Source organism: Leclercia sp. LTM14 (assembly GCF_023736175.1).
GTDB lineage: Bacteria > Pseudomonadota > Gammaproteobacteria > Enterobacterales > Enterobacteriaceae > Enterobacter > Enterobacter barmai.
Genome location: NZ_JAIKTT010000001.1, coordinates 249,316 through 262,682, shown reverse-complemented (window position 1 = coordinate 262,682; position 13,367 = coordinate 249,316). Strand labels below are relative to the sequence as shown.

At 54.4% G+C, this 13,367-nt stretch carries 14 protein-coding genes and 1 pseudogene; 12 read left to right on the top strand and 3 right to left on the bottom strand.

Features of this window, described 5'->3' with window-relative positions; translation table 11 throughout:
- Positions 1-56 precede the first annotated feature (56 nt).
- The 4 genes and pseudogenes from K5I40_RS01240 (at position 57) to htpX (ending at position 4,482) form a co-directional block, all read left to right on the top strand.
- Positions 57-554: a GAF domain-containing protein gene (locus K5I40_RS01240; protein WP_223073866.1), complete on the top strand. Its 498-nt coding sequence runs from the start codon at positions 57-59 to the stop codon at positions 552-554.
- 97 nt (positions 555-651) lie between these two features.
- Positions 652-1,338 carry an RNA chaperone ProQ gene (proQ, locus tag K5I40_RS01235; protein ID WP_039030800.1) on the top strand — a complete coding sequence of 229 codons (687 nt, stop codon included), beginning with the start codon at positions 652-654 and terminating at the stop codon, positions 1,336-1,338.
- 19 nt (positions 1,339-1,357) lie between these two features.
- Positions 1,358-3,405: pseudogene (gene prc, locus K5I40_RS01230) on the top strand (carboxy terminal-processing peptidase).
- 195 nt (positions 3,406-3,600) lie between these two features.
- On the top strand, positions 3,601-4,482 hold the full coding sequence (gene htpX, locus K5I40_RS01225; protein ID WP_039030798.1) for a protease HtpX: 882 nt from the start codon (positions 3,601-3,603) through the stop codon (positions 4,480-4,482).
- A 46-nt stretch (positions 4,483-4,528) separates the two neighbouring features.
- On the opposite strand, the gene K5I40_RS01220 is transcribed toward htpX, so the two are convergent.
- Positions 4,529-5,902: an MFS transporter gene (locus K5I40_RS01220; protein WP_138369335.1), complete on the bottom strand. Its 1,374-nt coding sequence runs from the start codon at positions 5,900-5,902 to the stop codon at positions 4,529-4,531.
- 178 nt (positions 5,903-6,080) lie between these two features.
- Here K5I40_RS01220 and kdgR point away from each other — a divergent pair, with 178 nt between their 5' ends.
- Positions 6,081-6,872, top strand: coding sequence for a DNA-binding transcriptional regulator KdgR (kdgR, locus tag K5I40_RS01215; RefSeq protein ID WP_039030796.1), 792 nt, complete (start codon positions 6,081-6,083; stop codon positions 6,870-6,872).
- Between the two features lie 53 nt (positions 6,873-6,925).
- Here kdgR and K5I40_RS01210 read toward each other — a convergent pair whose 3' ends face one another.
- Positions 6,926-7,165: a YobH family protein gene (locus K5I40_RS01210; RefSeq protein ID WP_039030918.1), complete on the bottom strand. Its 240-nt coding sequence runs from the start codon at positions 7,163-7,165 to the stop codon at positions 6,926-6,928.
- A gap of 158 nt (positions 7,166-7,323) precedes the next feature.
- Between K5I40_RS01210 and mgrB the strand changes: the two genes are divergently transcribed.
- The 7 genes from mgrB (at position 7,324) to rlmA (ending at position 12,550) form a co-directional block, all read left to right on the top strand.
- Positions 7,324-7,467, top strand: a complete 144-nt coding sequence (gene mgrB, locus K5I40_RS01205) for a PhoP/PhoQ regulator MgrB (RefSeq protein ID WP_039030795.1) — start codon at positions 7,324-7,326, stop codon at positions 7,465-7,467.
- 73 nt (positions 7,468-7,540) lie between these two features.
- Positions 7,541-7,831, top strand: coding sequence for a YebO family protein (locus K5I40_RS01200; protein WP_039030794.1), 291 nt, complete (start codon positions 7,541-7,543; stop codon positions 7,829-7,831).
- 19 nt (positions 7,832-7,850) lie between these two features.
- Positions 7,851-8,840, top strand: a complete 990-nt coding sequence (locus K5I40_RS01195; protein ID WP_138369334.1) for an MBL fold metallo-hydrolase — start codon at positions 7,851-7,853, stop codon at positions 8,838-8,840.
- Between the two features lie 527 nt (positions 8,841-9,367).
- Positions 9,368-9,511 carry a DUF2627 domain-containing protein gene (locus K5I40_RS01190; RefSeq protein WP_072036694.1) on the top strand — a complete coding sequence of 48 codons (144 nt, stop codon included), beginning with the start codon at positions 9,368-9,370 and terminating at the stop codon, positions 9,509-9,511.
- A gap of 12 nt (positions 9,512-9,523) precedes the next feature.
- Positions 9,524-9,733 carry a transcription antiterminator/RNA stability regulator CspE gene (gene cspE, locus K5I40_RS01185; RefSeq protein WP_001062678.1) on the top strand — a complete coding sequence of 70 codons (210 nt, stop codon included), beginning with the start codon at positions 9,524-9,526 and terminating at the stop codon, positions 9,731-9,733.
- Positions 9,734-9,952: 219 nt separating this feature from the next.
- Positions 9,953-11,671 (top strand): peptidoglycan glycosyltransferase FtsI, encoded by a 1,719-nt coding sequence (gene ftsI / locus K5I40_RS01180; protein WP_223073867.1) that lies wholly within the window; start codon positions 9,953-9,955, stop codon positions 11,669-11,671.
- 63 nt (positions 11,672-11,734) lie between these two features.
- Entirely contained in the window at positions 11,735-12,550 is an 816-nt protein-coding gene (gene rlmA, locus K5I40_RS01175; protein ID WP_223073868.1) for a 23S rRNA (guanine(745)-N(1))-methyltransferase, read from the top strand.
- Here the strand turns inward: rlmA and mntP are convergent.
- Positions 12,547-13,110, bottom strand: a complete 564-nt coding sequence (gene mntP / locus K5I40_RS01170) for a manganese efflux pump MntP (RefSeq protein ID WP_138369404.1) — start codon at positions 13,108-13,110, stop codon at positions 12,547-12,549. The two genes, rlmA and mntP, sit on opposite strands and share 4 nt — an antisense overlap.
- Positions 13,111-13,367: the final 257 nt, after the last annotated feature.

The following is a 13,367-nucleotide window of genomic DNA, read 5'->3' as shown; positions in this document are numbered from 1 at the left end:
ATGCTTATTTTAATAGGCTATGCTGTAATTTTGTAAGACAACCAAGTGATTGAATAATGAACAAAACAGAATTCTACACGGACCTAACCCGTGACTTTCAGGCATTGATGGCAGGTGAAACCAGTTTCTTAGCCACTCTGGCGAATACCAGCGCATTACTTTTTGAGCGTCTTTCCGATGTGAACTGGGCCGGTTTTTATCTGCTGGAAGGTGAAACCTTAGTACTCGGACCCTTCCAGGGCAAGCTCGCCTGCGTGCGTATTCCGGTCGGGCGCGGCGTATGCGGCACCGCGGTGGCGCAAAACCAGGTGCAGCGTGTGGATGACGTTCACGCGTTCGACGGGCACATCGCCTGCGACAGCGCCAGCAACGCTGAAATCGTCCTTCCTCTGAAAGTAAACAATCAGATTATTGGTGTTCTGGACATCGACAGCACTGTCTTTAATCGCTTTACAGCCGATGATGAACAGGGGCTGCGCGAGCTGGTGGCGAATCTTGAAAACGTTCTCGCCGCGACCGATTATCACAAATTCTTTGCGAGCGTCGCAGGATAATCAACGGATAACGTAGCATTTACGGATGGCGTCATTATAATGTCGCCTGTTCATGCCTGCGGCTTGTCGGCAACGTCCGTTGTAATCAGGAAATTTCATGGAAAATCAACCTAAGTTGAATAGCAGTAAAGAAGTTATCGCGTTTTTGGCCGAACGTTTTCCTCAATGTTTTAGTGCCGAAGGCGAAGCTCGTCCCCTGAAAATTGGTATTTTTCAGGATCTGGTAGAGCGTGTTGAAGGTGAGATGAACCTCAGCAAAACCCAACTCCGCTCCGCCTTACGTCTTTATACTTCGAGCTGGCGTTACCTTTACGGTATCAAAGCGGGCGCGACGCGTGTTGATCTCGATGGCAACCCTTGTGGTGTGCTGGATGAGCAGCATGTTGAGCATGCCCGTAAGCAGCTTGAAGAAGCCAAAGCGCGAGTTCAGGCTCAGCGTGCTGAACAGCAGGCTAAAAAACGCGAAGCAGCCGCGGCCAATGGCCAGGAAGAAGCGCCTCGCCGTGAACGCAAGCCACGTCCTGCACCGCGTCGCAAAGAGAATACCGAGCGTAAGCCACGTGCTGAGCAACCGGCGGCAAAAGCCCCGCGTGCGCCTCGTGAAGAGCCGCGCCACACTCCGGTTTCTGACATCACCGCCCTGAGCGTGGGTCAGTCTCTGAAGGTAAAAGCGGGTAACAATGCTATGGATGCCACCGTACTGGAAATCACCAAAGATGGCGTTCGTGTACAGCTGACTTCTGGTCTGTCAATGATTGTACGCGCAGAACACTTGTTGTTCTAAAACGGAGGCCAAGCCCGGCATGAACACATTTTTTAAGCTCACCGCGCTGGCTGGCCTGTTTGCAATAACAGGCCACGCTTTCGCTGTGGACGAGATTACGCGTGTCGATCAGATTCCGGTTCTGAAGGAAGAGACTCAGCACGCGACGGTCAGTGAGCGCGTCACGTCGCGCTTCACCCGTTCGCACTATCGCCAGTTCGATCTCGACCAGGCCTTTTCGACAAAGATTTTCGACCGCTACCTGAACCTGCTGGACTACAGCCATAACGTCCTGCTGGCGAGCGATGTCGAACAGTTTGCCAAAAAGCAGACCCAGGTTGGGGATGAGTTACGCAGCGGCAAGCTGGACCTGTTCTACGACCTGTATAACCTGTCGCAGAAACGCCGTTTTGAGCGCTATCAGTACGCGCTTAAGGTGCTTGAACGTCCAATGGACTTCACGGGTAACGACACCTTTAATCTTGACCGCAGTAAGTCGCCGTGGCCAAAAGATGAAGCCGAGCTGAATCAGCTGTGGGACAGCAAAGTTAAATACGACGAGCTGAGCCTCAAACTCACCGGTAAAGATGAGAAAGAGATCCGCGAAACGCTAACCCGCCGCTACAAATTTGCCATTCGTCGCCTGGCCCAGACCAACAGTGAAGATGTCTTCTCGCTGGCGATGACGGCCTTCGCGCACGAAATCGATCCGCACACCAACTATCTCTCTCCGCGCAACACCGAGCAGTTCAACACCGAGATGAGCCTCTCCCTTGAAGGGATCGGCGCAGTGCTGCAGATGGATGACGATTACACCGTGATCAACTCCATGGTTGCCGGTGGCCCGGCGGCCAAGAGCAAGGCGATTAGCGTAGGCGATCGCATTGTCGGTGTCGGTCAACCAGGCCAGAACATGGTTGATGTGATCGGCTGGCGTCTGGATGATGTGGTTGCCCTGATCAAAGGGCCAAAAGGCAGCAAAGTCCGTCTGGAAATTCTGCCTGCTGGTAAAGGCACCAAGACCCGTATCGTTACCCTGACCCGCGAGCGTATCCGTCTGGAAGACGCGCGGTGAAGATGTCGGTGAAAACCGTGGGTAAAGACAAGGTTGGCGTGCTGGATATTCCTGGTTTCTACGTGGGCCTGACGGACGACGTCAAAGTCCAGCTGCAGAAACTTGAAAAACAGAACGTTAAGAGCGTGATTATCGATCTGCGTACCAACGGCGGCGGCGCCCTGACCGAAGCGGTTTCGCTTTCCGGTCTGTTTATCCCGTCCGGACCGGTGGTACAGGTGCGCGACAACAACGGTAAAGTGCGTGAAGACGCGGATACCGATGGCGTTGTGTACTATAAAGGCCCGCTGGTGGTGCTGGTCGATCGCTTCAGCGCCTCGGCCTCGGAGATCTTTGCCGCCGCGATGCAGGATTACAGCCGTGCATTGATTGTTGGCGAACCGACGTTCGGTAAAGGTACGGTGCAGCAGTACCGCTCCCTGAACCGCATTTACGATCAGATGCTGCGTCCGGAATGGCCAGCGCTGGGCTCGGTTCAGTACACCATTCAGAAGTTCTACCGCGTGAATGGCGGCAGTACCCAGCGGAAAGGCGTGACCCCGGATATCATCATGCCGACGGGTACCGAAGAGACCGAAACCGGTGAGAAGTTCGAAGACAACGCGTTGCCGTGGGATAGCGTGAACGCTGCCACCTATGTGAAGTCGGGCGACATGACCCAGTTTGGTCCGGCGCTGCTGAAGCAGCACGACGACCGCATCGCTAAAGATCCGGAGTTCCAGTACATCGTCAAGGATATTGCCCGTTTCAATGCCCTGAAGGCGAAACGCAATATCGTCTCTCTGAATTACGCGCAGCGTCTGAAAGAGAACGAAGAGGATGATGCGACACGTCTGGCGCGTATCAACGACCGCTTCAAACGTGAAGGTAAGCCAGTCCTCAAAAAGCTGGATGACCTGCCGAAGGATTACCAGGAGCCGGATCCGTATCTTGATGAGACGGTGAAAATCGCCATCGACCTGGCGAAACTGGAAAAAGACAAGCCTGCCGGTAACCCCGCTCCGGCAAAATAATCTCCCCCAACAGGCACAAGAAATTGTGCCTGTTTTTTTGTTAACCGCATTCTGCCGTCAGGCAGTCATTTCATTATGTAAAGTTGTGTCTTTCTGGTGACTTACGCCTCTCCAATCCTTGAAAATATGCGGAATACCCATACGATGTGGGTAATCGCATAGTGCGTTTTGTTAAACTGAGGTTAAAAGAATATTATGATGCGAATCGCGCTCTTCCTGCTCACCAACCTTGCGGTCATGGTGGTCTTCGGGGTGGTTCTCAGCCTGACAGGAATTCAGTCGAGCAGCGTTCAGGGTTTGTTGATTATGGCGCTGCTGTTTGGTTTTGGTGGCTCCTTTATCTCACTGCTGATGTCCAAGTGGATGGCACTTAAGTCCGTTGGCGGCGAGGTTATTGAGCAACCGCGTAACGATATGGAACAGTGGCTGATGACCACCGTTGCCAACCAGTCCCGTCAGGCAGGTATTGCCATGCCGCAGGTGGCAATTTATCACGCCCCGGATATTAACGCCTTCGCCACCGGTGCGCGTCGTGACGCCTCTCTGGTTGCGGTGAGCACCGGTCTGCTGCAGAACATGAGCCGTGATGAGGCGGAAGCGGTTATCGCCCATGAGATCAGCCACATTGCCAACGGCGATATGGTGACCATGACCCTGATTCAGGGTGTGGTGAACACCTTCGTTATCTTCATCTCGCGTATTATCGCCCAGATTGCCGCAGGCTTTATGGGTGGCGATCGTGAGGAAGGCGAGTCGAGCAACGGTAACCCGCTGATCTACTTTGCGGTTTCAATGGTACTGGAACTGGTATTTGGTATCCTGGCGAGCATCATCACCATGTGGTTCTCCCGTCACCGTGAGTTCCACGCTGATGCAGGTTCCGCCAAACTGGTTGGCCGTGAGAAGATGATTGCTGCGCTGCAGCGTCTGAAAACCAGCTACGAGCCGCAGGAAGCCTCCACCATGATGGCCTTCTGCATCAACGGTAAATCGAAATCGCTGAGCGAGCTGTTCATGTCTCACCCGCCGCTGGATAAGCGTATTGAAGCGCTGCGTAACGGTGAATACCTGAAGTAACAGCTTCGGCTGGATAATAAAAAAGCGCGTCTTTCGACGCGCTTTTTTATGCCTGCGAACGAGGCTGGGTGACCCGGAGCCCGCTGATGATGGCCGCGACGGTGGCCAGCGTGCCGGCGGTCAACAGCGCCATGTGCGTGCCGCTTTGCCCGGCCAGGTTAAACATCAACGCCACCAGCGCCGCGCCGGTACTCTGTCCCAGCAGGCGGGCGGTGCCCAGCATCCCGCTTGCACCACCGCTGCGATGGCGGGGAGCGGCGGTGATAATGGTGTGGTTATTCGGCGACTGGAAGAGGCCAAAGCCTGCCCCACACAGCACCATGCGCCAGATGATATCCAGATCGTGAGGAGCTGCAGGCAGCAGGGCAAGCGCGAAAAGTCCTGTTGCCATCACCACCAACCCCAGCGCACCCAGTAATCCGGCATGTACCCGCTCAATCAGATAACCCGCCAGCGGCGCCATCACCATTGTTGCCAGCGGCCAGGGCGTTAACAGCAGACCCGTTTCCACTTCTGAGCGGCCAATGACGCTTTGCAGGAAGAAGGGCAGGGAGACCAGGGCCAGCATCTGCGCGCAGAATGAGCAGATGGAGGTACAGATAGAGAGCGAGAAGAGCGGAATACGCAACAGGTCCACCGGCAGTAACGGCACCGGCAGCGCCAACTGACGACGCACGAAGAAGAAGCCGACCACCAGCAGCGCCACGACCTCGCCCGCTATCAACATAAGCGACTGGCCCTGGGCAAACCCGCTCAGGGCGGTGATCAGCAGGCCAAAGGTGAGGGCGTTCATCACCGCGCTCGGGAGGTCGAATTTGGGCATGCTGCTTTTCGGCCCGTTGGCGGGTAAAAAGCGCAGGGCGAACAGCAACGCCACGATCCCCAGCGGAACATTGATTAGAAACAGCCACTGCCAGGAAGCTACGGAGAGGATCGCTGCGGCGATGGTCGGGCCCGCCGCAGACGACACGGCAACGATAAAGGAGTTAATCCCCATGCCCCGGCCCAGATGCCGCTGCGGGTAGATCAGACGAATCAACGCCGTATTCACGCTCATCAACGCCGCGCCGCCAAAGCCCTGCGCGATGCGCGCCAGGGTCAGCATGTGTAGCGTGTCCGAAAGGGCACAAAAGAGAGACGTCAGGGTAAATACCACCAGCCCGCACTGATAGACCCGGCGGTAACCAAACATATCCCCGAGAAAAGAGAATGACAGCAGCGAGATGACAATGGCTATCTGGTAGGCGTTCACAATCCAGATCGAGCTGGCGGGGGAGGCATTCAGGTCGCTGGCAATAGTCGGGAGAGCCACGTTGGCGATGGCGCCATCCAGTACAGCCATTGAAATACCGATAATAATGGTCGCAATCGCACCATAGCGTTGCGGTATCGGCAGGCCGTCAGTGGGGGTTGTAGTCATGAGAATTAATTAGCATTGGAGGTTATTATTAACAGGGTAACGATATTATCACTGTTATTTCGGTTGTATGTCGCAGATTTGTAACCAGGTAAGCCAGGATTGATTGCAGCAACGCGGCTGCGAATTTATAATAAAAACCGGTTCTGAATTTTATAAAACACTTGCGTTGAGGTGATTAATGGCAATCGCGGATTTGGATAAACAGCCAGATTCTGTTTCATCCGTGTTAAAGGTGTTCGGCATCCTGCAGGCGCTTGGTGAAGAGCGCGAAATTGGTATTACTGAGCTGTCCCAGCGTGTGATGATGTCAAAAAGCACCGTTTATCGCTTTTTGCAGACCATGAAATCACTGGGTTATGTTGCACAGGAAGGGGAGTCTGAAAAGTACTCTCTGACCCTGAAGTTGTTTGAACTGGGCGCGCGCGCGCTGCAGAACGTCGACCTGATCCGCAGCGCAGATATTCAGATGCGTGAACTGTCGCGTCTGACGAAAGAGACGGTGCACCTGGGGGCGCTGGATGAAGACAGTATCGTCTATATCCATAAAATCGACTCTATGTACAACCTGCGCATGTATTCACGCATTGGTCGTCGTAACCCGCTGTACAGTACCGCTATCGGTAAAGTCCTGCTGGCATGGCGCGACCGTGACGAAGTGAAGCAGATCCTCGAGAACGTGGAATACAAACGCAGCACCGAACGCACTATTACCACCACCGAGGAGCTGTTGCAGGTGCTGGATAAAGTGCGTGAGCAGGGTTATGGCGAAGATAACCAGGAGCAGGAAGAAGGCTTGCGCTGCATCGGCGTACCTGTCTTTGACCGTTTCGGTGTGGTGATCGCCGGCCTGAGTATCTCCTTCCCGACGCTGCGTTTCTCTGAAGAGCATCTGCACGAATACGTAGAAATGCTGCACACGGCGGCGCGTAAGATTTCTGAGCAGATGGGTTACAACGACTATCCGTTCTGATTGTTAGCGCCATAAAAAAACGCTGCCTGATGGCGGCGTTTTTGTGCACAGAATCAGCCGTTATCGATGACGGTCTCGGTTTTCCTCAGCAGCGGGCAGCGGGACAGCCCGATGAAGCCGCTGTCTGAATGAATATACTGCGCCGTGCTGATGCCACGCGCGGTAAGATACTGGCACTGAATGCCCAGCCCACCCGCATTCTCTTTACTGCCGGTCAGCACGCCGTAGCCGGCGAGCAGCAAACCCGTCCAGACGAGTGCTATAACAATCAATGTGCGAATAAAAAAGCGCATCATTACCTCATTTTTTGAATAACTGCCGCTTAGGGTAATCGATACAATCACTTTAACAAGTATATGATTCCGAAAGCATCGCCTTCACGTTACAGTTAGGCATGGTTTAAGTTGCGCATGATAACCTGGCATCAGGCAGTTAGGGTACGGAGAGTGGAGTGAAAAAAATACGCTGGGTTATTCTGGTCTTAGTGTTGCTGGCCTGTGTTTTACTCTGGACGCAGACCATTAACGTGATGTGCGATCAGGATGTACAGTTCTTTAGCGGTATTTGTTCTATCAATAAGTTTATCCCCTGGTAGCTGTCATTTTTATCGCAAATGATTTCCTTCCTTAACGCGAGTGGTAAAATGAGCGTTTTTATTGGGGGGTGAAATGGGTGAGTTAGTGAATTCCGGGATGTTCAGCGTGGCATCTCTGGCAATCTCGGTCGTGCTGCTGGTTGTGGGCCTGGTGCTGTGGTTTTTTGTGAATCGTGCAAGCTCCCGTACCAGCGAGCAGATTGAGCTGCTGGAGAAGTTGGTCGACCTGCAGAAACGACAGAATGTCCTGCTGCGTCGCCTGTGCGAAGCCAATGAGCCGGAAGAGAAAGAAGCACCAAAAGCGCCAGAAGTGACGGCTGACAGCCAGGACGATGACTTTATTCGTCTGGTAGCCGAACGCTAATCCGTTAAGGGAGGTGTGTGTGGCCTGGAGTAATCCCTGGTATAACGCCTCCCTCGCGCATCATACCCCGCAGGGCTTTCGCAATACGAATGACTCTGGTCATCAACCCGGCGACGTTGAACGCTGGCGCAAAGAGCGCAAAGCTGCCGGATTGCCAAAACCCCCAGCAGAAGGCTACGACGCCTTTATCCGCCAGTGGTGGCAGCCTGTCACCTTGAATACCCTAGAAGAAGACGGTGTCTGGTGGCTGGGACACGCCAGCCTGCTGTTACGCCTGAGCGGAAAGTACATCCTTACCGATCCGGTCTTTTCCCGGCGCGCCTCGCCGGTATCCTTTGCCGGGCCGACACGAAAAACGCCTCCGGTAACGAGCGTCGCGGCGCTACCGTCACTCGATGCCGTCGTCATTTCCCATAATCATTTTGATCATCTCGACTCCGCAACGGTGCGCCAGCTTTTGCGACGCTTCCCGCAGCTCACTTTTTTTGTGCCCTTAGGACTGGGCGCCTGGTGTCGCCGACGGGGGGCGAAACAGGTTATTGAGCTGGACTGGTGGCAAAGCTACGTTTTCGAAGGGGTGGTGTTTACTGCGGTTCCAGCGCAGCACTGGAGCATGCGTAGCCTCTGGGATCGTAATCGCTCGTTATGGTGCGGCTGGGTCTTTGAAGGACAAAACCAGCGCTTCTGGTTCAGCGGCGATACCGGTTATACTCCGGAGCTCCTGACCATCCCCGAACGGCTGGGAAAACTGGATACCGTTGCCATACCTGTAGGGGCGTACGCACCACGTTGGTTCATGTCGGTGCATCATATGGATCCGCAGTCGGCGGTGGCGCTTTGGCAGCAGTTGGGCATGCCGCGGGCGATCCCGATCCACTGGGGGGTATTTGAACTGGCAGATGAATCCCTGGATGAGCCTGTAAAAGAGTTGGCTCAGGCACTTAAGAATATATCTTTACCCGGCGATAACTTTCAGCCTCTTCGTATTGGTCAATATTTATCCTTATAAACTATTATGTGTTCGCTTAGTACTTATTCTGTATTAAACCGACGCGGGTCATATTTTATTTTAATCGAAACGTTTTGATTGCCTTTTTTTGAAGCAGGTTCATAAAAATATCATTATTTTGGTGCATGGCGACTTTCAGGGTCAGGGTGTATATAACTTAAACAAGCGAAGCGATATAGTCTGTTTTTTTACTGATAAACAAATGCCTGCCGTTGCGATCAAATCAGCATAAGTTTTTACCAAATGTTCTAATGGAAATAGATGTTGCAGGAAATCCGCCTCGCTTGCTGGACGATATGAAGTTATTGGTCTAAGGTAAAAAAGTCTTTGATAACAGCGTCTACCCTGACGGTCACTGATCGAGCAACATACGGGCCAGCTATACACATAAGTGGATTACTGTGCAGATTGTGGCAAATCAGTCCCTGAATTTGTGCGGCTGATCGAGACACGTTTAAAAATGGCTTGCCATTATTTAAGTTGTGTGTGATAACACGGTTTGGGTCAAACGAGGTACAGTTCTGTTTATGTGTGGCATTTTCAGTATAGAAGTCCTGAGTAAACACGTTGTCGTTGAATACCGCTTCTCTGCCGAACCTTATATTAGTGCCTCATGCAGTAATGTCTCAGTTTTATCTAGTGAATGCCCGCGGGCGAAGAAATCATTCTAAGGAATTTTGCAAATGGCAAAGATTAAAGGTCAAGTTAAGTGGTTCAACGAGTCTAAAGGTTTTGGTTTCATTACTCCTGCTGACGGCAGCAAAGATGTATTCGTACATTTCTCTGCAATCCAGGGTAACGGCTTCAAAACTCTGGCTGAAGGCCAGAACGTTGAGTTCGAAATTCAGGACGGCCAGAAAGGTCCGGCTGCTGTTAACGTAACCGCTATCTGATCGAACCCCTGCCTGATCTGAAGCGTTCCGACGTTTCAGTTGCAGAGATATAAAGCCTCGCTTATGCGGGGCTTTTTAATGTATGTTTTTCAAAGTGTTACCACATGCGTCTCTGTTAGCAGTTTGTTTCAAAGCTGCGAGAGTATTAGCATTGTTTTCACCCCTCCAGCTCATATTTGCCGTTAAATCAGGGCGTTGTTATCAAGCCCTGGAGCCCTGGTGAAAAAGAAACCCGTCAACCCCGCAGCAAACTTCACTCCGTTACGTTTTGCTCTTCTCTGCATGGTCATTCTTGGTAGTCTGCTCTTTCTTCTGGGCCGCGTCGCCTGGCTGCAGATCGTCAAGCCCGACCCGCTGGTTAAGCAGGAGGACATGCGCTCGCTGCGGGAAGTGGCGATTAACGCCCCCCGGGGAATGATAATGGACAGGGAAGGGCGGCCGCTGGCCGTGAGCGTGCCGGTGCAGGCGGTGTGGGCCGATCCCAAAACGGTGCTGGCAAAAGGGGGCGTCGGGTATGACGATCGCTGGCAGGCGTTGGCCAGCGCGCTGCATCTGTCGCTTCCCACGCTGGCGGCGCGTATCAATGGCAATCCGCACGGCCGGTTTATCTATCTCGCCCGCCAGGTTGACCCCTCTCAGGCTAAGTGGATCGAGAAGCTCCGGCTGCCGGGGATCAGCCTGCGCGATGAGTCCCGGCGTTTTTACCCGGCCGGACACGTGGCAGCCAACCTTATCGGCTTCACTAACATCGACGGGCAGGGCATAGAGGGGATCGAAAAAAGCTTTAATGCCCAGCTCACCGGTAAACCCGGCCTGCGTCGCGTGCGCGAAGATCGCTTCGGGCGCGTGATCGAAAACATCACCGATGTCCCGCCGGTTCCGGCGCACAATATCCAGTTAAGCATTGACGAGCGACTGCAGACCATCACGGAAGATGCCCTGGACAACGCCGTGGCCTGGAATAAAGCGGAGTCAGGGGCGGCGGTGCTGATCAACGTTCAGACCGGCGAGATCCTGGCGATGGCCAGCTTCCCGGATTTCAACCCCAATAACCGTGAAGGCGCCACGCTGAACGATTTTCGCAACCGCGCCATCAGCGACACCTTCGAACCGGGCTCAACCGTTAAGCCGCTGGTGCTGATGACCGCCCTTCAGCAGGGGCTGGTGCAGCCGGACAGCGTTATTGATACGCATCCCTACACCCTGGCCGGACACCGTATCCGCGACGTCGGTTACTACCCGGAGCTGACGCTGACCGGCATTTTGCAAAAATCGAGCGACACGGGCGTATCACGCCTCTCGCTGGCGATGCCGATCCAGCGCCTGCGGGACACCTACCACGGGTTTGGCTTCGGCCGCTCCACCGGTCTGGGTTTAACGGGGGAGAGCAGCGGCCTGCTGCCGGTGCGTAAATTCTGGAGCCAGCTCGATCGCGCCACCTTTGCGTTTGGTTACGGACTGATGGTCACCCCGTTGCAGCTGGCGCACGTCTACGCCACCATCGGCAGCTACGGCCTGGAGCGTCCGCTCTCTATCACCCGCATTGATCCGCCTGTTGTCGGCACCCAGGTCATGCCTGCGTCGATTGTGCAGGAGGTGGAACATATGATGGAGAGTGTGGCCCTGCCGGGCGGGGGCGGGATCAAAGCGGCAGTGCGTGATTACCGGGTGGCGGTGAAAACCGGTACCGCGAAGAAAATCGATGATGCCGGCAACTATGTCGACAAATACGTGGCTTATACTGCGGGCGTCGCGCCGGCCAGCAAGCCTGTCTTTGCCCTGGCGGTAGTGATTAACGATCCGCAAAACGGGGCCTATTACGGCGGGGCGGTCTCGGCGCCGGTATTCAGCCAGATCATGGGCGACGTGCTGCGCATCGAAAACATCAAGCCGGATGGACTCCCGGCCGACTCAAGCCATCTAATCGTAATGCGTTAAGGCCGTTTTATAGCGGGGCGATTAGCGGTACACTTTCGCCCTTTATGATTGCCCGGAGTTACCATGACCTTCTGCTGTCCTCTTTGCCACGCGCCGCTGGCGCAAACGGATAAAAGTTACGCCTGCCCGCAGGGGCACCGGTTCGATATGGCGAAAGAGGGCTACGTCAATCTGCTGCCGGTGCAGCATAAGCGGTCGCGCGATCCGGGCGACAGCGCAGAGATGATGCAGGCGCGCAGAGCCTTTCTTGATGCCGGCCACTATCAGTCCCTGCGCGACGCGGTCGCCGCAAAGCTGGCGGCGTTATTGCCCGATGGCGCGACGTCGATACTTGATATTGGCTGCGGCGAAGGCTATTACACGGCGGCTTTTGCACAAACCGCGCAGGAGAAGGGCGCAACGACCTTTGGTCTGGACGTCTCGAAATCCGCTATCCGCGCCGCGGCAAAACGCTACTCGCAGGTGACTTTCTGCGTGGCATCCAGTCACCGTCTGCCGTTTGAAGAGAACAGCATGGAGGCGGTGGTCCGCATCTACGCCCCCTGCAAGGGTGAAGAGCTGGCGCGGGTGGTGAAAGAGGGCGGCTGGGTAATCACCGTGACGCCTGGGCCGCGCCATCTGATGGAGCTGAAAGGGTTGATTTACGACGAGGTTTTGCTGCATGCGCCGCATTCCGAGCAGCTGGCAGGCTTTGCGCTCAAAGAAGAGCAGTCGCTGGGCTATAACATGACGTTGAGCGGAGAAGAGGCGGTGGCGCTTTTACAGATGACGCCTTTCGCGTGGCGGGCAAAACCGGAGGTGTGGGAAGCCCTGGCAAAACAGGAACATTTCAGCTGCCAGACAGATTTCAGTCTCCACTGCTGGCAGCGCGTCGGTTAACCGGCGAAGTGGCTCCACATAATCTGTGCGCCAATACCGATCAACACGATACCGCCGAGGATCTCGGCGCGTTTCCCTAACAGCGGGCCGATAAACCGGCCAATCATCATCCCGAGGGTGGACATAATAAAGGTCGCGCAGCCAATCGCCAGCGCGGTGGCAATAATGTTCACCTGCAGGAACGCCAGCCCCACGCCGACGGCCATCGCATCCAGACTGGTGGCAATTGCCGTGGTCACCAGCAGCCAGAAGCCGTGACGGTGGATGGGCTCTTCTTCATCGACATCATTACGAATGCCTTCGATAACCATACGTCCGCCGAGGAAGGTCAGCAGGATAAAGGCGATCCAGTGGTTCCACTCCAGCACGAACTGACTGGCGAGCATCCCCAGTCCCCAGCCAATCAGCGGAGTCAGGGTTTCGATAGCACCAAAGATAAGACCGGTACGCAGGGCTTCAGAGAACTTAGGTTTATGCAGCGTAGCGCCTTTACCCATGGAAGCGGCAAACGCGTCCATCGACATGCCAAAGGCCAGAAGAAGTGTTGCAGAGAGGTTCATAGATGCGTCCAGACCGGGAATATCCATATGACACATCACTGCCCCCAGTAAACAGCAGTAGATGCATCTATGGTCTCGCCTGACCCCTCTGCTCAGTGCAGAAACAGTCCGTACGTGCCACGTTTTGCAACGAGTATGTTGACACGCACATTTCCGGCAAACCGGAAATCGGCTACTCCCCAACGACGGGCGCAACCTTAACATATTTTGAGAATATAAAACAACAACAGGAATGTATTATTCAGTTTACTTATTGA

Coding starts and splice junctions, on each gene's coding strand:
- K5I40_RS01240 (WP_223073866.1), top strand. CDS start 57: ATGAACAAAACAGAATTCTACACGGACCTAACCCGTGACTTTCAGGCA.
- proQ (WP_039030800.1), top strand. CDS start 652: ATGGAAAATCAACCTAAGTTGAATAGCAGTAAAGAAGTTATCGCGTTT.
- htpX (WP_039030798.1), top strand. CDS start 3,601: ATGATGCGAATCGCGCTCTTCCTGCTCACCAACCTTGCGGTCATGGTG.
- K5I40_RS01220 (WP_138369335.1), bottom strand. CDS start 5,902: ATGACTACAACCCCCACTGACGGCCTGCCGATACCGCAACGCTATGGT.
- kdgR (WP_039030796.1), top strand. CDS start 6,081: ATGGCAATCGCGGATTTGGATAAACAGCCAGATTCTGTTTCATCCGTG.
- K5I40_RS01210 (WP_039030918.1), bottom strand. CDS start 7,165: ATGCGCTTTTTTATTCGCACATTGATTGTTATAGCACTCGTCTGGACG.
- K5I40_RS01200 (WP_039030794.1), top strand. CDS start 7,541: ATGGGTGAGTTAGTGAATTCCGGGATGTTCAGCGTGGCATCTCTGGCA.
- K5I40_RS01190 (WP_072036694.1), top strand. CDS start 9,368: ATGTGTGGCATTTTCAGTATAGAAGTCCTGAGTAAACACGTTGTCGTT.
- cspE (WP_001062678.1), top strand. CDS start 9,524: ATGGCAAAGATTAAAGGTCAAGTTAAGTGGTTCAACGAGTCTAAAGGT.
- rlmA (WP_223073868.1), top strand. CDS start 11,735: ATGACCTTCTGCTGTCCTCTTTGCCACGCGCCGCTGGCGCAAACGGAT.
- mntP (WP_138369404.1), bottom strand. CDS start 13,110: ATGAACCTCTCTGCAACACTTCTTCTGGCCTTTGGCATGTCGATGGAC.